This is a genomic window from Paenibacillus sp. FSL R5-0749 (assembly GCF_038595085.1).
Taxonomy (GTDB): domain Bacteria; phylum Bacillota; class Bacilli; order Paenibacillales; family Paenibacillaceae; genus Paenibacillus.
The window spans coordinates 6,493,103-6,514,397 of sequence record NZ_CP152005.1 but is presented as its reverse complement, the minus strand read 5'-3'; the positions used below and the strand labels follow the sequence as shown (position 1 = coordinate 6,514,397).

The following is a 21,295-nucleotide window of genomic DNA, read 5'->3' as shown; positions in this document are numbered from 1 at the left end:
CAGACCCTAGCCGAACCGATCTCAAGGAGCAGAGTCATTATCTCACAATAGCAAAAGTACAGGAGGGAATCATGAAGAGAATGAACCGGAAAACAGTAACGTGGTTGGTCATAATGGTGGTCAGTATTGCAGCAGCGTTCATTATTTTCATGAAGGAGCGGTTCGTGATGAATGAATTATCCCCTACAGTATCCTTTGTCCAAGAGCATATGACCAATCCCAATGGTTTACTTGCGTCCTATTTGCAAGATGCCACATCCGAAAAAGCGGATATTGTAGCAGGCAGAGAGGTTTTATCTGAATCACTTGGTCTTTGGATGCAATATGCTGTAGCGAAGAACGATCAGGCGTTATTTGAGCAAAGCTATGAGCTGCTGACGACCTATTTCCTCATGCCGCAAAAATATATTGCCTGGAAGCTGGATGCTGAGGGAAAATCTCACGTGACCACCAACGCACTCGGTGATGATTTCCGAATTGTCGGTGCCTTATTAAAGGCAGCAGATCAATGGCAACAGGGAAGAGAAGCCAAACTGGCAACAGCCTCGGATATTTCCCGTACACTGACGCAGTCGGTTCAGAATAAAGGATATTATGTTGATTTTCACGATTTTGGCAATGGTTACTCCGCGGATATGTTAAGCCTGGTTTATGTGGATCTACCGTCTCTCCAATTAATGGAGAAGCATGAAATGCTGGAGCCGGGCACATATGCCAAGTACGAATCCATGTTGAAGAGTATGCCGGATGACGGGATATTTTATCCGAAAACATTCAATGTGGGGACGAAAGAGTATACATATGATGACACAGTGAATCTGATTGATCAGTTGATCGTAGCGAACCATCTAACTGCGACCAGCCGTAAACCGGACAAGCTCATTGCTTTTTTAAAAAAAGAATTCAATACCCGTCATCAGCTGCCGGGACAATATAAGCGTAGTACTCGCACACCTGCGGTATCTTACCAATCTCCATCCGTATATGGACTCGCGATGTTGCTTGCGGTTCAGTCAGGTGATCCAAAATGGGCGAAACAGCTGTATAAGCATATGATCAGCATGCGTAGTCTGGACGCCAGTTATCCAGGCGGATATGTATTTAGTGGAAACACACATATGTTTGATAACCTGTTTCCTTTGCTTGGGGAAACTGAATTACAGAAGTTACTTAAAAAGTAATAAAAATGTCGTTTAATATATTCAACAATGTGTTAACATAATGTTTGTCTATTCATGTCATATATTGTTTACTCGAAATATCACTAACCAATCTACTGGAGAGAAGAAACCTATGAGGAATAAAGCACCCATCCTTCGTATTGCATGGGGATATGCGAGTTTGATTGGATTAGCCGTAATCCAGCAGCTCATTGTCTATCTTAAGATTTATATGAATCAGAGTTATACTACACTGGATGTGGTGTTTAGCATTGTGTCGCTTGGAGCGCTGATCCTGGGTTTTGTGATACCTGTCGGGGTATCTGTCGTCGCCGGATTTATCTATTTGGTCTCTTATTTTGTGTGGCTTGTTACCTACGCGGATGTAAGTGTACTTACGTTCTCTTGGTGGCTGCTCATTCCAGCCAATGTGGCTGTGGCTGCTTTTATCAAGGCAAGTCTTGTACGCAATGCGCGTGTCATGGAGCGTCTGCAGGAGCTTCAGGAGCGTAATCCGGAGATTGATCTGGATACCTCCCTGGGCAATAAGGATGCACTTGCGGATACGCTTGTTAAGCAAAGTAATCTAGCCAGACGTTATTCGGAGCAATACGGATTCAGCATGGCGATGTTCAAGATCGAGTTTTTGCCGTTGGTACTGGAATCACTCGGTTCCGTACGTTATGCACAGTTCCTTCTTGAACTATCCACTACCATACAGAAGCAGATTCGGTTTGAGGATTATAAATTTTTTGTGGATCGAGGACGTTTTGTGATTATCTGTCCAATGACCAATGTGGAGTACTTGCCCATCCTGACACAACGGATCAAAAAAGCCATGATGGATCTGCAAATCATCGATAAAAAGGGAAATGAGTTGCAGACGGTTATTCGATCGGGTGCACTGGTATTTCAGAAGGAACAATTCAGTAAGTATGAGGATATCGATGCTGTTATTGCGGCACTGGAACGGAACACAGAGACAGATCTCATTGGTGAATACATCTAGATGCTATGGGGGAGGAGTATTTCTGTGAATTATTTAACATGGTTTGTTCCATTATGTATTGTAGTTAGCAGTTTCTTTGCCATTACGATTCTTATCTTAACCTTTGCGACTCTTCGTTTTCGAGGGAAAATTAACAGGAAATATGATCGGAGGAAATTGAATGGCTGATTTCCTGCTGTTGATGTCCATCCTCAGTATTTGGATATCCGTCACCGAGTCGATTGTCATTATGGCTGGAGCTATTCGTTTCATTAACAAACAAGAAAAAAAGGGAATTCAAATTCCTGAAAATATGGATGATTACCCCACTGTGACTGTCATGGTGCCTGCGCATAATGAAGGGGTAGTTATCGTGTCTACCGTTGAGCATATATTGCGTCTGAACTACCCTGAGCACAAAGTTCAAGTTATTGTTATTGCAGATAATTGTACAGATAGTACAGCAGAGCACCTGAAGGAACTCAAGGCCAAGACGAGTTATGCAGATCGTGACTTTACCATTCTGGAGCGTACCGGTACAGGTGGGAAGTCGGGAGCTTTGAATGATGGCCTTGAACTGGCGTGGGGAGAATGGATATGTATCTATGACGCAGATGCGGCGCCTGAGCGGAATGCATTGATGTTTTTGACACAAAAAGCATTGGAAAACCCGGAGAAGTATGGTGCTGTATTTGGTCGAAACAAAGCTCGTAATCGGGGTCAAAATTTTCTCTCCCGTTGCATTAATCTGGAACTTGTAACGGTCCAACGTGTTCACCATACGGGGCTATGGGAGTTATTCAAACTGGGCACGATTCCTGGTACGAACTATATTATCAAGGCAGCACTGATCCGTGAGATTGGTGGATGGGACCCTGATGCGATCACGGAAGATACGGCCGTGTCGTTTGATATTCTTACTCGGGGTCAGCTTATTGCATTAGCGCCACAAGCAGAGGCTTACCAGCAGGAACCTGAGCAATTATCGGTATATATGAAACAGCGCGAGCGCTGGTCCAAGGGAAATTACCAGGTTGTTATCGACAATGTGAAGCATTTATTTGACCGTACTAGCTGGAGAATTAAACTGCATGTTCTGTACTATGCTGCAAGTTATTTCTGGTTTATGATCGCTATTATTGTATCGGATATTATTTTTGTCTCGAATCTAGTGTATCAGGTTATTGCATTATTTAATCCGAATGTCATTTCTCCCTTCCAGTTCTCAGGGGATGTTTACGTGTATCTCGTAATAGCATGGGCATTAATGTACTACATTTATGTACTACAAATTAATCTCGCACTCTCAGCAGATATTGGGCAAAGCAATACGCAGAATTTTATTGTGGCCTGCATCTCCTATTTCACATATGCCCAGTTATTTCTGGTCATATCCGTCAAAGCATTTATCTCGCTTATTGGAGATAAGCTATTCCGGAGAGAAACCAAATGGTACAAAACGCAGCGTTTTGGCTGAGAAACATCAACTTATAAATGAAGGGCTGTTTTCTGGATTCGTTCAGAAGGCAGTCTTTTTTACTATGGAAAGATTGGTTGGCATTCTGTATACTCATACAGGCTGTAAAGAGGATCATGCTTATCCGAAATGGAGGGTGAGGGAATGAAGAACAGAGGATCAGACTTTTACGATGATGAGGCGAATTTCGAGAAGTATATGGAACGTCGCAAATGGCAGGAGAACGCCAATGATACATTGGAAAAGCCGGTGATGCTGGAGTTGATCGGAGATGTAACCGGCAAGAATATACTGGACCTTGGTTGCGGGGATGCAAGGTTCGCCGCAGAATTGCTGGGCAGGGAGCGTGAAGGTACGACGTATACAGGGATTGAGGGTTCGGTGAATATGATTCAGGCAGCTAATGAATCTGTAAAAGGATTGAATGCCCGGATTGAGCAAGCGTTCATGGAGGATTGGACCTACCCGGTCGGGGCGTATGATCTGGTGATATCGAGACTGGCTGTCCACTATATTGAGGATGTGGAGAGCCTGTTCCGCAACATATACAATACTTTGAAAGAGAACGGGACATTTGTATTCTCGGTAGAACATCCTGTGATCACGTCGACACTGCAACCCTCCGGGACACGATCGGATTGGGTGGTTGATCAGTATTTTGTGGAAGGATTCCGTGAGCAGCAGTGGCTGGGCGGTTCTGTGAAAAAGATGCATCGGTCCATTGAATCCTACTTTATGGCATTGCAGCGAGCGGGGTTCCGTGTAGAACAATTGCGCGAGTCAACACCACAACGTGCCCATTTTATAAACGAGGAAACCTATCTGCGCAGGCAGCGTATTCCATTGTTTCTGTTCCTGGCTGCCCGGAAATAGATCGCGGAGAAGAAACAGATGGAATAGCTGAGTTATACTCAAAAAGTAGAAAGTTCTACACAGAAAACAGTGGATAACACTAGATATAGCATTGAAAAGCCCAAAATCTATCCACATGTGGATAAGATATTGGGCTTTTACTGTTAAGTTTCTGTACCTATGCTGCGTGTGCTGTGTATAACCACGTAATTATGAATCCGCCGCAGCTCTGACATAGACACGTTCCCCGTGCCGATCAACTTCCACAGGGGCCTCGAAGAAGTTGCTCAGCACTTCGGTGTTCATCAGATCGCTCGTTAGTCCGCTATTCACGATTTCACCCCTACGAAGCAGGAGACTGTGACCGAACACGGGCAATATTTCCTCGGTATGATGGGTGACATAGATGAGTGAAGGGGTGTCTGGACGCTGTGATAATTCACGGATGCTATCCAGCAGTCGCTCTCTTGAGAACAGATCCAGTCCATTGCAAGGCTCGTCCAGAATGAGTACGCGCGGATTGGCCATGAGTGCTCGGGCAATAAGGAGTTTCTGTTTCTCACCTTGAGAACAGGTACGATATTCACGATCCCACAGGTGCTGACAGCCCAGCGTTCGCATCAATTCCTGTGCCTGTTCCAGATCATCATCCGATAGCTTGTCATACAAGCCAATGGTGGCATGTTTGCCGCTGATTACGACATATTGTGTGCGATCCGTGCCGTACAATTTCTCTTGCAGAGATGAACTGACCCAGCCGATGGATTTGCGGAGCTGTCTCAGATCGACATCGCCATATTCATGGCCCAGCACGGATATCTTGCCTTCCGTCGGCCAGAGATACCCGGTGATCATGTTCAGGAGTGTTGTTTTGCCGGAGCCATTCAGGCCAAGCAACGCCCAGTGTTCACCGTCATTAACCTGCCAGCTTACATCGTTCAGCAGGGTAAGAGGTCCCCTTTTCCAAGTGACATGCTGTACATCAATAATCATGCGTTATTCCCTCCTTCTGTTATCCTCGATTGTCCTAGGTGTATTGTAGTCACAACATCAGTGAGGTTTCAACGGTTATCCCGCTGTTCTTGGTTGGTCCTTGCGTAGAAATACGGCACACACACCAAGCAGTGGCAAAAACGAACATAACTTGATAACAAATGCAACGCTGGTCACATCAATCAAGGAACCTAACACAACCGAGCCAAGTCCAGCCATGCCGAATGACAGGCCAAAAAATAAACCCGATACCGTTCCAATATGACGAGGAAGCAGCTCCTGCGCATAGACAATGATGACACTGAAGCCGGACATCAGAATTAGTCCAATCATTCCGCACAACACCATGGACAAGGCGGGTCCTGCATAAGGCAGCAACAGTGAAAACGGTGCAGTGCCTGCAATGGAGAACCAGATCATCGGTTTACGCCCATAACGGTCAGCGAGCGGGCCACCGAGCAAGGTCCCGACCATGCCTGCAAATTGCAGAATAAACAGACAGATCTGTGCCTGTGAGAGAGGCAAGTGATACGCATCAGCATAATAGAAGGAGTAGTACCCGGTCATGCCAGCAATATATACGAATTTGGAAAACAGCAGCAGGATAAGAATGCCCATTGTAAAAGCGATGAATCCGCGGCTTACAGGTCGAGCTACTGGCTCTGCGCCGCTTGATTTTAGAGGCTGTTGCTGACGAATGCGAGTCTCGGCAAGCTTGTCTCTGTACCAGCGACTGACAACAGACTGAATCAAGATACCGATCAGGGCAAAGCCCATCAGCCACAGAAAACTACGCTGCCCATGTGGCAGCAGGATGAAAGCGACCAGTAATGGAGCAATAGCCTGTCCCGTGTTGCCTCCCACCTGGAAGATTGACTGCGCCATTCCGCGTCCACGGCTGGCCGCCATATGAGCCACACGTGAGGACTCAGGGTGGAGGATGGATGAGCCTATGCCAATCAATGCTGCAGAAACAAGCAGCATCCATAACTCGGAAGACAAGGCTAAGCCGAGCACACCGATCAGTGAGAATAACATGCCTCCGGGAAGCAGAATCGGCATGGGTTTGCGATCTGACATATAACCGACCAGGGGCTGAAGGACGGATGCAGTAATATTCAGGGTGAAGGCAATCCAACCCATCTGGGCGAAACTGAGCTGCATGGTTTGCTGAAACAGCGGAAAAGCAGATGGAACCACGGTCTGCATCGCATCATTCAGCAAATGGGCGAAGCTGACTCCGGCGAGTGCCCAATTGGCGGAAGAGTTGATTTGCATTTTGCTTAAAGTGGCCTGAGCCATGGGAGATCACCTCGAATTATTTTTTTCTATGATAAAAGATACGGTCAGGCATTGTCTTTGTGAAAAGTGCTTGGAAAGTGAGCACGATTTGCTATAATGTCAGCAGGTGAGGAAACGATGGAATTAAACATGACGTTAAATGGGTTGGAATTATGGAAAGCTACCGGAGGGTTCGCGAATGAACCTCATGTGCATGATGACTGGTATCAGCTAACGTTGCCGGTCAGAGGCCAATGTCATCTGGTACAGGAACGGCACGCATACCCTCTGAACGCAGGCAAGGGGATTATTGCTCATCCTCAGACTGAGCATTATTTTGAGATAGGGTCGGATTCGGCTGTCATCGTGATCAAGTTCCGTAAGCCGCCTTTAGGTAGTTTAGAAGGTGCGGAGATTAGTAGCGGACAAGCTGAGTTTCGACCCACCCATACTTTTGATCCAACGGAGATCAGCAGTCTGTTCCGAGGCTGGAACTCCATTTTGTTAGATGACATGCCGGATTCGCTCCAAGTACAGGAAACAGAAATGGCGGTCGAGATGTATCTAAGGCGCATGTTGATGGGGCAGGAAAATGGAAAAACGGTTGCAGATAATGGTCCATGTATGGACCCTCATCTCCGCCGCGTGCTGGATTACATTCACAGTGCCTATACGGGTCCAATGGATATTGATTCGATGGCGATGGTCGCGCATCAGAGCCGATATCATTTCATGCGCTCTTTCAAGACTCTTACGGGAAAGACACCGTATCAATATTTATTAAATTTGCGTGTAGAAGAAGCGTCCAGAAGGCTCCGCCTTACGACGGATTCGGTAACCACCATCAGTTATGAACTGGGATTTTCCAGCGTCAGTCAGTTTTACAGAGCGTTTCAGCGAGTATATGTTATGACACCGATGGAGTATCGGAATCAAGTGTAGATTATCAATACAGTCTCGCGTATGCGAGGCTGTATTTAGTGCGTTGCAGCATGTCACTGATTTTTGTTGTTGCCAAACAATGGAGACTTTGCTAAGATGGGAAAAAGTTTATGTAAGCGTATACATTTAATTTAAAATTACAACGTTGTAATTATGGTTTTAACAATTGATTCAAAAGAAAGAACTACAATGTAAGGAGGACTATTTCGATCAAGAATCTCTTTTTACGCAGAATATTATAGGTTGTTACCAAAAGTGGATGGGATGATAACAAATACGTCAGTGAAATGGCAGTTCACTTTTATTCAAAAATTCAAACGTTGTAATTATGTGGCGAAGGGGAGTGTTTCACGTTGAAAAAACGCATGTCTACGCTGTTCAGCCTGATCAGACGAGATAAGTATTTACTGCTGATGTTTTCACCTATCTTCCTGTATTACCTCATCTTCATGTACCTTCCGATGCCTGGCGTGTTGTTGGCATTTCGTAATTTCCTGCCGGGTCAGGGCATGCTCAGCGGGGAATGGGTGGGACTGCGCTGGTTCGAACAGTTCGTGAATTCCATTTACTTCTGGCGACTGCTGCGCAACACGTTCTTGCTTGCATTTCTGCCACTCCTGTTTGGCTTCTCGATCCCCATTCTGTTCGCGGTCTGCATTGTGGAGATCAAGAACCGAACATTCAAACGATTTGCCCAGACGGTTACCTACCTTCCTCATTTCATCTCCACTGTCGTTGTAGCCGGCATGATCATTAACTTCCTGTCACCAACAGACGGTATTGTGAATACCCTCATCGCGAGTCTGGGCATGGAAAAAGTGAACTTCATGATGGATGCCAGCTGGTTCCGTACCATCTTCACAAGTTCCGACATCTGGCAGAGCTTTGGCTTCAGCTCCATCATCTACATTGCAGCCATTATGGGGATCGACCCCGAGATGTATGATTCCGGCAAAATCGACGGCGTCAACAAATTCCAGGAGCTATGGCACCTGACCCTTCCCAGTATCAAACCAACCATTGTCATTCTTCTGCTTCTGTCGCTTGGCGGCATTATGAGCGTAGGCTTCGAGAAAGTATATCTGCTCTACAACGGAGCCACCTACGAAACGGCGGATGTCCTGTCCACCTATGTATACCGGATGGGGATTGAGGGCCAGAATTACGGATTCGCCACAGCAGTCGGCCTGTTTAACTCCATTATCACTTTTGTGCTTGTGTTTGCTGCCAATTCCATGACCCGCCGCCTGACCAAGATGTCACTCTGGTAAGACTATAACCCGGACCAAAGGAGACCTGTATGCAAAAATCAAGAAGTGACCGTTTGTTCTACGGATGTGTCTACCTGCTGACCATACTGGCGGTTGTTGTCACATTGTATCCCTTTCTGTACGTCATCAGCATTTCATTCAGCTCGGTGGATGCCATCGACAAACAAAAAGTCGTATTTTGGCCCGTTGGGTTTACCCTGTCAGGTTACCAAATGGTACTACAATACAAGGAGTTATGGGTGTCGTTCTACAACACCCTCTGGTACACCGTGGTAGGCACACTGTTGAATATTGTGGCAACATGTCTTGCCGCTTTTCCGTTATCCAGACAGCAGTTTTTCTTGCGTCGCAAGCTGAACTTTTTCATCGCCTTTACCATGTATTTCTCGGGTGGGCTCATTCCGGTCTACATGCTGATTACCTCGCTTGGGCTGTACAATACCCGCTGGGTCATGGTGCTGCCTGTGCTGGTGATTACGTTTAACGTCATGATCTGCCGTTCGGCCTTTGAAGGCATTCCGAATGAGATTTTTGAAAGTGCCAGTATAGACGGGGCCAATGAGATGACAATGCTGTATCGTCTGGCGGTTCCCATCATCAAGCCAACACTGGCTGTGCTCACGCTGTACTATGCCGTATTCCATTGGAACAACTTTTTCTCGGCCCTATTATATCTGGGCAAACAGGATATGCAGCCCTTACAGATGTTCCTGCGAAGGGTGCTGATCATGGCATCGCCGGAAGTGATGCAGAAGATGGGCGGCACGATGACATCCGGGGCGCTGGCGGTATCGACCCTGCAAGTACGTTATGTATCCATTGTAGTTAGCATTCTACCTATTGTTACGATCTACCCGTTTATCCAACGGTACTTCGTTAAGGGCATCACCCTCGGAGCCGTGAAAGGATAGCTTTTATTATTAAGTGTCATGTCATTCAAGGGAGTTCAAAATGGTTCATACCTAAGGAGGAATGATGGATGAGATTTAAAGGGGCAGGAAGAAAAAGTGTAATGGCAGCGATACTGGCAATCAGCCTGGCGGGATGTAGTGGTGGAACAGGGGCAGGAACCGATGCGGGGAGCACTCCGTCCAGTTCGGAGCCGGCCTTCAATTATACCGGGGCAGGGCCAGTAACGGATCAAACGGATGCCAAGCTGTCCATTCTCGGCACTAACGCCTGGACGACCAACGTGGATCTCTCCACCGCAGCTATCGTTAAGAAAATTGAGAGTAACGCCGGTGTTACGGTCGATTGGGATCTCATACCACCGCAGAACTATGCGGATGCCGTAAATCCGAGGCTGGCTGCCGGTACCGGCTTGCCCGATATCGTGTACCTGCCGGATCAGGATCAACTGATGAAGTACATCAACAGCGGTCTATTCATTCCGATTAATGATCTGGTGGAGAAATACGGCGTGAATCTGAAAAAAATATATGAAAAGTCGCCTTCGGTCAAAGCCAGTTTAACGACGCCAGATGGTAAAATGTATTATGTCCCGCAGCAGACGCTAACCCGCAACTACATGCCGGTATTTATGGTCAATGTGCGCTGGCTTGATAAGCTTGGATTAAGCGAGCCGACCACGTTGGATGAGTTTACGGCAATGCTGCGCAAGTTCAAGACAGACGACCCGAACGGCAACGGAAAAGCCGATGAGATTCCGCTGTCCATGGAAGCGAAATTTGTGTCCATGGCCTTTGGCCCTGCATTTGGACTTGATCTGTCCAATCAGTTTTATGCAGACGATCAGGGCAAGGTGCATTTCAGCTATTTTGAGCCGGCATACAAGGAGTACCTGACCTATCTGAATGGACTGTACAAGGAAGGTCTGCTTGGGGTAGATTATGCGAGTACCACGAGTGATCAGGTCACATCGCGGATCTCTCAGGATGTGACCGGCGCAACGTTTAATTTCAGCTGGTACATGTCGATGGTCTACAGCCCGCTGTTCAAGGATTACAATCCGGAAGAGCCAATCATCAAAGGCATTCTGCCACTGAAAGGACCGCATGGCGATCAGTTTTACGTAGGACGTACCCCGGTTAGCGGCATCTTCGGTATCACGCGGGATAGCAAAAATCCGGAGCTGGCTTTCCGCTTCCTGGATTATGCGGTAAGTGAAGAGGCACAGACATATTATACGTGGGGCATCAAGGATGACACGTATACGGAAGAGAATGGCGTGAAGACATTTACGGACAAAGGCAAGGACAATGAATACATTCAGAAACTCGGCATCGGACCGGTGAATCTGCCGAACATTCAATCGACCGATTCTGCCGATTCCGTTGTGGCTCCTTGGCATGCGAAGATGGATAAGGAACTGGAGCCGTATGTCCGTGAACCGTTCCCGTTTGTCTATGCCCTGCCGGATGAAGCGAGCGTGGAGAGCATGGCGATGCCTGACATTACCACATATGTGGAAGAGATGAACTTCAAGTTTATTAGCGGTGATGCCAGTCTGGATCAGTTTGACAGTTATATTGAGACGTTGAAGAAGATGAATATAGAGCAGGTTATTGCGGGCAGACAGGCACAATATGATCGTTATAAGGCTGCACAGAAATAGGAAATAGGGTTTCAGGCGTATGAGAGGTGTTGATTGATTTTGATAACCATTAAAGACATTGCCAAACTGGCGGGGGTGAGCTATAGCACGGTATCCAAGGCGCTGAATGATGATCCCCGAATCAAACCGGCTACGAAGCAGAAGGTGCTTGCGGTCGCGGAGAAACATCAATATCGGAAAAATATGCTGGCCCGGCAACTTTCCACCGGCAGAAGCAATATCATCGGCTTTGTGCTGGATGAACTGAGCAATCCGTTATTCTCGAACATCTCCGGCCGTCTGCACACCGAGCTGAAGAAGCGGGGGTATCAGATGATCCTGGTTGTAGCGGATGATGGTGTGGATGTCTTCAGCCAGCTGCGTGTGGACGGATGTATTCTGTGGGACTATGCACTGGACAATCGGGAGATGTTCTGGAAAAAGTTTGCGACACTCAACATGCCATGTTTTGTGCTGGGTACAGATGAAGCGCCGAACTCTCCTTACATTAAGATTGATCGCAAAGAAGGATTGTTCAAAGCAGTGGAGCATCTGAAATCGCTGGGGCACAGCCGAATCGGGTTCATCGGCAACTCGCAGAACATTAAACTGGAGGGATACCGGGAAGCGTTGCAGCGTACGGGTCTGGCTTTTAATGAAGACCATGTGCTGCCAGCGTATTCCTCCTGGGAAGACGGGTATTTTGCCATACGTAATCATGCGTTTGGGCCGGAGTCGCCGACAGCTTTTATTGGGTTGAACAACCTGGTCACCCGAGGTGCACTTCGGGCTTTGCTTGAGGCAGGTTACAGCGTTCCGCGCGATATCTCGTTAATCGGGTATGATGATCTGCCGGATATGCAGTATGCCGAAGTGGCCTTGACGACAATTGGCCCGTCTCTGGATGAACTGGCCGTGCAGGCAGCGGAGCTGATTGTATCGTTGATTCGTGATGAACAGGTCGATGTTCCGGTAGTCGTTCAGCCCAAGCTGAACCTTCGCAATTCAACGGCAATGTGCAGACAATAAGCAAGAGTGAAGCGGTTATCCGTTAGTCATACATGTATTAGGTAAGTACAACATTCAAGGAGGAATTGCTTATGCAGGTACAGACGCAGTTATCCTGGTCTGAGCGAATTGCAGCAACGATCATCCAGCAATGTGACGGGGACGGTTATCATGCGTTCCCTTCGGGACGATGGGCATACGTGGAAGGCATGACATTGATGGCGATGGCTCGAACTGGGCGATATTATGGCAAGCAAGAGTATGTTGATTTTATGAAAAAACATATGGACTTGTATATCCAGCCAGATGGTTCTATTGGCACGTATACTTTGGAAGAATATAATCTGGATCAGATTAATCAGGGGAAAAACCTGTTTGCATTACTGGAGGGTGCTGAAGATCAGCGTTACGCAGAAGCGGCACATCTCTTGGCCGCACAGCTCGCAGGGCAACCTCGAACGTCGGAGGGCGGCTTCTGGCACAAAAAAATCTATCCATTCCAGATGTGGCTGGACGGCCTGTATATGTCCTCTCCCTTTCTATCCGAGTATGCGAAGACATTTGATCACCCCGAGTTATGGGATGAAGTAGCGCACCAGATTCTGCTGATCGAACGCCAGACCCGTGATCCCCTGACCGGACTGCTCTATCATGGCTGGGATGAATCGAAGGAACAGGTCTGGGCCGATTCATCGACAGGGTGCTCGCCACACTTCTGGAGCCGGGCGATGGGCTGGTATGCTATGGCGATTGTGGACAGCGTGGAGCATTTCCCCGTGAATCATGCAAAACGCGGCACCATCATCGGTATCTTCGAACGGATGTGCCATGCTTTGGTGCGCGTGCAGGAGCAGGAGAGCGGGTTATGGTTTCAGGTGCTGGATCAGGGCTTCCGCAAAGGCAACTATCTGGAAGCATCCGGGTCAAGCATGTTTGTATATGCACTTGCCAAGGGTGTGCGGCTGAAGTATCTGGAGCCGCATTTCAGAGCTGCGGCGGAGAAAGGATGGCAGGGGCTTTACTCCAGATTGGTGGAGGAGACGGCTGATGGCGTTCGGTTAAACGGGATCTGTCATGGCGCAGGACTAAGTCTGGACCGGGATGGCTCGTACAGCTACTATGTGAGCGAAGCGGTTGTAAGCGATTCCTTTATGGGGGTGGCTCCACTCCTGCTGGCAGCGCTGGAAATGGAGCGATTGCCATGACACAGCAGAAATTGCCGAATACAGCATTGGAACCATCGACTCCCTGTCTGACTGTTGCTTCAGATGGGACGGGGGATTATGTGACGATTCAGGCTGCAGTTGATGCGCTGCCGGAGAATGGCATCGGAAACGTTCCGATTCGAGTAAAAGCTGGCGTCTATTATGAGAAGCTGCATATGGAGAAGCCGGGCATCCATCTGATTGGTGACGGGGCGGAGCAGACGATCATTACGTATGATGATTATGCACTTAAGAAGTTCCCGGACGGGTCGCCATATCATACGTTTCATTCCTATACCGCTTTCATCGGTGCCGATGATTTTACGGCAGAGGGCATTTCCTTCGTAAATGCTGCCGGGCCGGGCAAGGAGGTTGGTCAGGCGCTGGCCGTTTACGTAGATGGAGACCGGGCGGTCTTTCGCCTCTGTCGTCTGATCGGCCACCAGGATACGATCTTCACCGGCCCATTGCCGGAGCAACCCATGGATCGAAGTTACTTTGGCGGGCCACGTGATGGTGCCGAGCGGCGCAAACTGCGGCAGTATTTCGAAGACTGTTACATTGAAGGCGATATCGATTTTATTTTTGGCTCGGCTACGGTGGTATTTAAGGGCTGCGAGATTTTTACGAAGAATCGCCTGACCGAAGCGGAGGCTGCGGATGGACAAGTGAACGGCTGGATTACCGCAGCGTCTACGCCGGAGGATGTACGATACGGCTATGTGTTTCTGGACTGTGATCTGACCAGCAATGCTCCGCCGCAGTCGGTGTATCTGGGCAGGCCGTGGCGTCATCATGCCAAAGTCTGTTTTCTGAACTGCTGGATCGGCGCTCATGTGAAGCGGGAGGGATGGCATAACTGGAACAAGACAGATGCGGAGCAGACCGTTCAGTATGCGGAATATAACAGTGCCGGGCCTGGTGCCGGACGTGCTGCTGATCGTGTGCCCTGGGCCAAAATGCTGACCGAACAGGAAGCGGCGGAGTACGCTATACCTCTGATTCTATCCGGCGTGGATGGTTGGCAGCCTTTTGAAGGGGAAGGGGAGCAGCGGTAAGATTCGCCCTATTCTCTACACAATATATAACACAGGCTTTCTTTCAAGTCTCCTGAGGACTTGGCGGAAAGCCTTTTCGGCGTTCCATATTACATTTTTCGCCCCCAATAGAACTATTTTATCCCTTATCTCCCAGGCATTTTACTGATTAAATACAGGGTGAGGATCTGTAAATTCCCTGTAAAATTTGGTGATGTCTGCTGAAAGAGAAAACGAGAGGGAAGGTCCATTTTGATAAGGGAAGGGAGTGAAGCGACACGCAACATCAGATGGCTGAATGAGGCTGGCTCTAATCGATCATAGATCAGATGCAGGTGGACGATGGATATCTTTGTTTGCAAGGTGAACGTATCCTTAGTACAGGAGGGATTTTGCTTGAATCAAGCTGTTCGATTCCGCCCGGTTATTACATTTGCTTTGGCATTTCTTCTACTTCTTTTGTGGTTTGCACCGAGAGCCGATGCCGCCGCCCAGTGGCAGGCAGGCACCGCATACAAGAAAGGAGACCTCGTCACTTATCAAAATAAAGATTATGAGTGTATTCAGGCCCACACGGCATTGACCGGATGGGAGCCCTCTGTTGTACCCGCGTTGTGGAAATACGTCGGGGAAGGTTCGGGAGGGGAAACGCCAACGCCAGATACGGCACCGCCTTCTGTTCCTGCGGGTCTGACTTCATCCGCCATAACGAACACCTCCGTTAGCCTTGCCTGGAATGCATCCACGGATAATGTGGGTGTAGTGGCATATGAGGTGTACCGGAACGGCGTTCTTGTGACAAGTACTTCAACTACAACAGCTGTAGTCACGGGACTGACAGCTAGCACGACCTATGCTTTTACGGTAAAAGCCAAAGATGCCGCAGGCAATATATCCGCTGCGAGCACCTCCCTCAGTGTAACGACTTCCAACGGGTCTTCCAATCCTGGACCAACCGGCAGCAAATGGCTGATCGGCTACTGGCACAACTTCGATAATGGTTCAACGAATATCAGACTTCGTAACGTATCAACAGCATATGACGTCATTAATGTCTCCTTTGCCGAACCGATTTCACATGGCAGCGGAACGCTTGCTTTTACTCCATACAATGCAACGGTAGCCGAATTCAAATCTGATATTGCCTACCTGCAAAGCCAGGGGAAAAAAGTACTGCTTTCCATGGGGGGAGCCAACGGTACCATTGAGCTTACCGACGCGACCAAGAGACAACAATTCGAAGATTCGTTAAAATCAATCATTTCTACGTATGGTTTCAATGGTCTTGATATCGATCTGGAAGGAAGTTCCCTCTCTCTGAATGCAGGGGATACCGATTTCCGTAGTCCAACTACACCGAAAATTATTAACCTCATCCAAGGCGTGAAAGCGGTTAAGTCACACTTCGGCGCCAATTTCATCCTGACGGCTGCGCCGGAGACGGCCTATGTACAGGGTGGATATCTGAGCTACGGCGGCCCTTGGGGAGCTTACTTGCCAGTCATCCATGCCTTGCGTAATGACCTGACCCTGCTTCATGTGCAGCACTATAACACGGGCTCCATGGTGGGGTTGGATGGACGCTCTTACGCGCAAGGAACAGCTGATTTCCATGTGGCCATGGCGGAGATGCTGCTTCAAGGCTTCCATGTAGGCGACAGCTCAGGCCCGTTCTTTAGTGCCTTGCGACCTGACCAGATTGCGATCGGCGTACCGGCCTCCCAACAGGCTGCCGGGGGCGGGTATACCACGCCAGCCGAACTGCAGAAGGCGCTGAATTACCTAATCAAAGGTGTGTCGTACGGCGGTTCCTATACTTTGCGCCAGCCTGCGGGTTATGCGGGGATAAAAGGGATTATGACCTGGTCAATCAATTGGGATGCATATACGAATAACCAGTTTTCGAGCGCACATCGTCCGTTCCTGAATGGGCTGAGTACGCAAACGACAAAGGAGGTTGTGTATTAGATGATACCTTTCAATAAACACACTGCTTTCAAGAAGACTGCAACGTTTTTACTGGGTCTATCCCTGCTCTTATCCATCATTGTTCCTTCTTTTGTGCTCCAACCCGCTACGGCGTCAGCAGCCGATTCTTATAAAATTGTCGGTTACTACCCGTCTTGGGCTGCGTACGGGAGAAACTATAACGTAACGGATATCGACCCAACCAAGGTTACGCATATCAACTATGCTTTTGCCGATATCTGCTGGAACGGTGTTCATGGGAATCCGGACCCTTCGGGCCCTAATCCGGTGACCTGGACATGCCAGAATGAAAAGAGCCAGACAATCAATGTACCGAATGGAACAATCGTACTTGGCGATCCATGGATTGATACCGGCAAGACATTTGCAGGGGATACGTGGGATCAGCCCATTGCAGGCAATATCAATCAGCTGAACAAGCTGAAACAGATCAATCCTAATCTGAAGACGATCATCTCCGTCGGAGGATGGACATGGTCCAACCGCTTCTCTGATGTGGCTGCGACTGCTGCAACACGGGAGGTATTTGCGAACTCTGCCGTCGAATTCCTGCGCAAATACAATTTTGACGGGGTAGATTTGGACTGGGAGTACCCGGTATCAGGCGGGCTGGATGGTAATAGCAAACGTCCGGAGGATAAGCAAAATTACACGCTGCTTCTGAGCAAAATCCGTGAGAAGCTGGATGCTGCCGGAGCTGTGGACGGCAAGAAGTATCTGCTTACGATTGCAAGCGGAGCGTCGACGACCTATGCTGCAAATACTGAGCTTGCCAACATAGCTTCCATCGTCGATTGGATTAACATTATGACATACGATTTTAACGGGGCTTGGCAAAAAGTCAGCGCGCATAACGCGCCGTTGAACTATGACCCTGCGGCTTCGGCTGCCGGGGTGCCGGATGCCAATACATTTAATGTGGCTGCCGGAGCACAAGGGCATCTGAATGCCGGAGTACCAGCCGCCAAACTTGTGCTTGGTGTTCCATTCTATGGCCGCGGCTGGGATGGATGCGCACAGGCGAGCAATGGCCAGTATCAGACCTGTACGGGAGGTTCCTCCGTTGGAACATGGGAAGCAGGTTCCTTTGACTTCTATGATCTGGAGACCAACTACATTAACAAAAACGGGTACACGCGTTACTGGAATGATACGGCCAAAGTGCCATATCTCTATAATGCATCCAACAAGCGTTTTATTAGCTATGATGATGCGGAGTCGATTGGATATAAAACCGCTTATATCAAGAGCAAGGGGCTCGGCGGTGCGATGTTCTGGGAGCTTAGCGGTGACCGCAACAAAACACTCCAAAATAAACTGAAAGCTGATCTGCCTACCGGAGGTACAGTACCTCCAGCAGATACGACGGCGCCAAGCGTACCGGGAAATGCCCGCTCGACAGGTGTGACGGTCAACTCGGTGACGCTCGCTTGGAATGCTTCAACGGATAATGTCGGGGTTACCGGGTATAACGTCTACAATGGTGCCAATCTTGCTGTCTCCGTCAACGGAACGACCGCAACAATCAGCGGTCTGTCCGCGGGTACTTCCTATACCTTTACGATCAAAGCAAAGGATGCGGCAGGTAATCTGTCTGCAGCCAGTAATGCTGTAACTGTAAGCACCACGACTCAGCCTGGAGGTGATACGCAAGCGCCAACTGCACCGATGAACCTGGCATCGACAGCGCAAACGGCATCCAGCATAACGCTGAGCTGGGCGGCATCTACGGATAACGTGGGTGTAACGGGTTATGATGTGTACAATGGAACGGCTTTGGCGACATCTGTCACCGGAACGACAGCAACGATCAGTGGGCTCGCTGCGGATACCTCGTATACATTTACGGTAAAAGCAAAGGATGCGGCGGGGAATAGTTCTGTTGCGAGCAATGCGTTGACTGTGAAAACGGCAGCAGGGACGACGAACCCGGGCGTTTCCGCCTGGCAGGCGAATACAGCCTATACTGTAGGACAACTGGTCACGTATAGCGGCAAGACGTATAAATGTTTGCAGTCCCACACTTCCTTGCCTGGGTGGGAACCTTCCAATGTCCCTGCATTGTGGCAGGTTCAATAGTTAAAATATGCAATACCTCATTTTGAATTGAATTATGCAGTGTTAGCGAGGTTTGGCTATAGGGAAGAGAGTATAACGAAAAACCACCGGCTCCTGGTCCGGTGGTTTTTCGTTATGTTATATCAAACAACGCAGGCTCGCAAAAGGTTATTCATTAAAAATCGAAGTTGTCCGGATCAGGTCCAACGCGTACATCTTCGTTCAGAGCACTGATCTGATCCATCTCTTCATTGGAAAGTTCAAAGTCGAAGATGGAGGAATTTTCAATAATCCGGTGTTCCTTGGTGGACTTCGGAATGGTAATGACTCCATTTTGCAGATCCCAACGCAGGATGACTTGTGCAACGGATTTGCCTTTGGCTGAAGCAATAGCCGTGAGTACTGGATTGTCCAACAGCTGGCCTTGCATCAGAGGGGACCATGCTTCGAGCTGGATACCATGCTTTTCGCAGAAAGCCTTGAGTTCTACCTGAGTCAGGCGAGGGTGGTATTCCACCTGATTAATCATCGGTTTCACTTCGGCATCCTGCATCAGGTCTTCGAGGTGATGAATCTGGAAGTTACTCACACCGATGGCCTTAATGCGGCCGGCTGCGTACAGCTCCTCCATGGCTTTCCAGGCTGCTTTGTATTTGCCTGCCTTAGGCCAGTGAATCAGATACAGATCCAGGTATTCCAATCCTAGTTTGTTCAATGTGGTATCAAAAGCAGCAAGTGTCTCTTCATATCCGAGGTCTGCATTCCATACTTTAGATGTAACAAACAGTTCTTCGCGTTTCAAATTGTTTTCTTGCAAAGCTTCTGCAATCGCTTGTCCAACACCGGATTCATTACCGTATATTGCAGCAGTATCGATACTGCGGTAGCCATGTTTAATTGCATTTTTCACAGCATCAACCAATTCAGTTCCTTCTTCTACCTTAAATACACCTAATCCGAACCAAGGCATAGAAACACCGTTATGCAGACTTACTGTGGATTGTAAATGTTGTGCGGTTTGAGCTGTTGTCATGAGATTTCCTCCTTAAAGTGTGTAAAAATCAGTGATTTCAAGCTGAATTATCATTTTTTATCATACAAAATTAAATCATAGTAGATCAAATTGGGTTCAACGTATATAGTATAATAAAATACGATATGAAACCGGTTCCCCTTGAAGACTGGCATGGAAATATATCAGAGTGAGACCCAAAATCGGAATGGAAATTAGAATGAAGCTTTCTCCATGTTGACGGACCCATGTTGATCCTTGCTTTCCAGCATTTTAGCCCATGCGGTCAGGATCACAGCTACGAGAACCATCAAGGCTCCGACCCATGTCGTGTGAATCAAACCCATGGAGTCATTGATTACTCCGCCCAAATAGGCACCTATGGCGATGCCTGCATTAAATGCGGCGATGTTAAAGGCAGAGGCTACATCCTTGGCTTGTGGTGCATATCGTTCAGCCAAAGTTACAACGTACATCTGAAGACCAGGTACATTCATGAAGGCAAGTAGCCCCATCCCCATAATGGTGAGCAGTGCTGCCAGCTTAAACGGAACGGTGAAGTACATCACACCTAGAATGATGGTCTGAATGATGAACATGTAGAAGAGCGCCTTGAGCGGGTTACGATTGGCTGCTCTGCCACCGATGATGTTGCCGACAGCAATGGCAATTCCGTACAACAACAGAATGAACGCGACTGTTTTCTCGGAATATCCACTGATATCATGCAACAATGGGGACAGATACGTGAAGACAACAAATGTTCCTCCGTACCCGACAGCAGTAATGGCAAAAGCAAGCAGCAAGCGCCCACCTGTAACCAGCTTCAGCTGATCCCGAAATGCCGTTCGTGTTCCTCGCTTCAACGTGGATGGCACGAGTATGAGGTTTCCAATCATCGCAATGATGCCAACCCCAACAATCAGGATAAATGCTGCGCGCCATCCCATATGTTGACCGATAAGTGTACCGAGAGGTACACCGGTTACTGTGGCAATGGTTAGACCGGAGAACATGATGGCAATGGCACTCGCTCTGCGGTTGGCAGGTACCAGATCCGCTGCGATGGTGGAGCCGATGGACATGAATACGCCATGTGCCAGCGCGGATATCACTCGTGCTATGAGTAACATGGTAATGCCTGTCGATAGCGCAGCCATCGTGTTACCTACGATGAATACAATCATGATGGCAAGCAATAGCGTTTTGCGTGATATGGTAGACGTCAGTGAGGTCAGAACAGGAGCCCCAAAGGTAACGCCCAATGCATATAAAGTAACGGTCAGTCCCGCTGTAGTTACGGAAATGCCCAGGTCATCTGCAATGAGGGGCAGGAGCCCAACGCTGATAAATTCTGTGGTACCGATGGCGAACGCACTAATGGCCAGTGCCAGCAGCGCCCATGTGCTGCGTTTTGAATCTTGTAACATTTCTTGCTCAACTCCCCCGAATGTAGATTTACGTACCG

Annotated in this window: 17 protein-coding genes; 13 read left to right on the top strand and 4 right to left on the bottom strand. The window is 48.3% G+C overall.

Annotated features, from left to right (window positions below; translation table 11 throughout):
• The first annotated feature begins 71 nt into the window (after positions 1 to 71).
• The 4 genes from MKY85_RS29020 (at position 72) to MKY85_RS29005 (ending at position 4,498) form a co-directional block, all read left to right on the top strand.
• Entirely contained in the window at positions 72 to 1,181 is a 1,110-nt protein-coding gene (locus MKY85_RS29020) for a glycosyl hydrolase family 8 (protein ID WP_339238701.1), read from the top strand.
• A gap of 112 nt (positions 1,182 to 1,293) precedes the next feature.
• Complete coding sequence (locus tag MKY85_RS29015; RefSeq protein ID WP_339238700.1) at positions 1,294 to 2,169, top strand: diguanylate cyclase; 876 nt, start codon at positions 1,294 to 1,296, stop codon at positions 2,167 to 2,169.
• Positions 2,170 to 2,329: 160 nt separating this feature from the next.
• Positions 2,330 to 3,625 (top strand): glycosyltransferase, encoded by a 1,296-nt coding sequence (locus MKY85_RS29010; protein ID WP_339238699.1) that lies wholly within the window; start codon positions 2,330 to 2,332, stop codon positions 3,623 to 3,625.
• 144 nt (positions 3,626 to 3,769) lie between these two features.
• On the top strand, positions 3,770 to 4,498 hold the full coding sequence (locus tag MKY85_RS29005) for a methyltransferase domain-containing protein (protein ID WP_342571413.1): 729 nt from the start codon (positions 3,770 to 3,772) through the stop codon (positions 4,496 to 4,498).
• Between the two features lie 189 nt (positions 4,499 to 4,687).
• Here the strand turns inward: MKY85_RS29005 and MKY85_RS29000 are convergent, their stop codons facing one another.
• Positions 4,688 to 5,470, bottom strand: a complete 783-nt coding sequence (locus tag MKY85_RS29000) for an ABC transporter ATP-binding protein (RefSeq protein ID WP_342571412.1) — start codon at positions 5,468 to 5,470, stop codon at positions 4,688 to 4,690.
• Positions 5,471 to 5,545: 75 nt separating this feature from the next.
• Positions 5,546 to 6,772 (bottom strand): MFS transporter, encoded by a 1,227-nt coding sequence (locus MKY85_RS28995; RefSeq protein ID WP_342571411.1) that lies wholly within the window; start codon positions 6,770 to 6,772, stop codon positions 5,546 to 5,548.
• 117 nt (positions 6,773 to 6,889) lie between these two features.
• Here MKY85_RS28995 and MKY85_RS28990 point away from each other — a divergent pair, with 117 nt between their 5' ends.
• From MKY85_RS28990 to MKY85_RS28950, 9 genes are all read left to right on the top strand, one after another.
• A complete protein-coding gene (locus MKY85_RS28990; protein ID WP_339238695.1) occupies positions 6,890 to 7,693 on the top strand; it encodes a helix-turn-helix domain-containing protein in 804 nt (267 codons plus the stop codon).
• A 353-nt stretch (positions 7,694 to 8,046) separates the two neighbouring features.
• Positions 8,047 to 8,964: an ABC transporter permease subunit gene (locus tag MKY85_RS28985; RefSeq protein WP_036612224.1), complete on the top strand. Its 918-nt coding sequence runs from the start codon at positions 8,047 to 8,049 to the stop codon at positions 8,962 to 8,964.
• Between the two features lie 29 nt (positions 8,965 to 8,993).
• The gene (locus MKY85_RS28980) at positions 8,994 to 9,875 is read left to right on the top strand and encodes a carbohydrate ABC transporter permease (protein WP_342571410.1); all 882 of its coding nucleotides are present in this window, start codon (positions 8,994 to 8,996) and stop codon (positions 9,873 to 9,875) included.
• A gap of 68 nt (positions 9,876 to 9,943) precedes the next feature.
• Positions 9,944 to 11,539 carry an extracellular solute-binding protein gene (locus MKY85_RS28975; RefSeq protein ID WP_342571409.1) on the top strand — a complete coding sequence of 532 codons (1,596 nt, stop codon included), beginning with the start codon at positions 9,944 to 9,946 and terminating at the stop codon, positions 11,537 to 11,539.
• 39 nt (positions 11,540 to 11,578) lie between these two features.
• Positions 11,579 to 12,547, top strand: a complete 969-nt coding sequence (locus MKY85_RS28970; protein ID WP_339257920.1) for a LacI family DNA-binding transcriptional regulator — start codon at positions 11,579 to 11,581, stop codon at positions 12,545 to 12,547.
• Positions 12,548 to 12,618: 71 nt separating this feature from the next.
• Positions 12,619 to 13,731 (top strand): glycoside hydrolase family 88 protein, encoded by a 1,113-nt coding sequence (locus tag MKY85_RS28965; RefSeq protein ID WP_342571408.1) that lies wholly within the window; start codon positions 12,619 to 12,621, stop codon positions 13,729 to 13,731.
• On the top strand, positions 13,728 to 14,789 hold the full coding sequence (locus MKY85_RS28960; protein WP_342571407.1) for a pectinesterase family protein: 1,062 nt from the start codon (positions 13,728 to 13,730) through the stop codon (positions 14,787 to 14,789). The genes MKY85_RS28965 and MKY85_RS28960 overlap by 4 nt, the downstream gene beginning before the upstream one ends.
• 375 nt (positions 14,790 to 15,164) lie before the next feature.
• Positions 15,165 to 16,736 carry a glycosyl hydrolase family 18 protein gene (locus MKY85_RS28955; RefSeq protein ID WP_342571406.1) on the top strand — a complete coding sequence of 524 codons (1,572 nt, stop codon included), beginning with the start codon at positions 15,165 to 15,167 and terminating at the stop codon, positions 16,734 to 16,736.
• A complete protein-coding gene (locus MKY85_RS28950) occupies positions 16,737 to 18,836 on the top strand; it encodes a glycosyl hydrolase family 18 protein (protein ID WP_342571405.1) in 2,100 nt (699 codons plus the stop codon).
• A 154-nt stretch (positions 18,837 to 18,990) separates the two neighbouring features.
• On the opposite strand, the gene MKY85_RS28945 is transcribed toward MKY85_RS28950, so the two are convergent.
• Together MKY85_RS28945 and MKY85_RS28940 are read right to left on the bottom strand one after the other, a co-directional pair.
• A complete protein-coding gene (locus tag MKY85_RS28945; protein WP_339238684.1) occupies positions 18,991 to 19,848 on the bottom strand; it encodes an aldo/keto reductase in 858 nt (285 codons plus the stop codon).
• Between the two features lie 194 nt (positions 19,849 to 20,042).
• A complete protein-coding gene (locus MKY85_RS28940) occupies positions 20,043 to 21,257 on the bottom strand; it encodes an MFS transporter (protein WP_342571404.1) in 1,215 nt (404 codons plus the stop codon).
• Between the last annotated feature and the right edge of the window lie 38 nt (positions 21,258 to 21,295).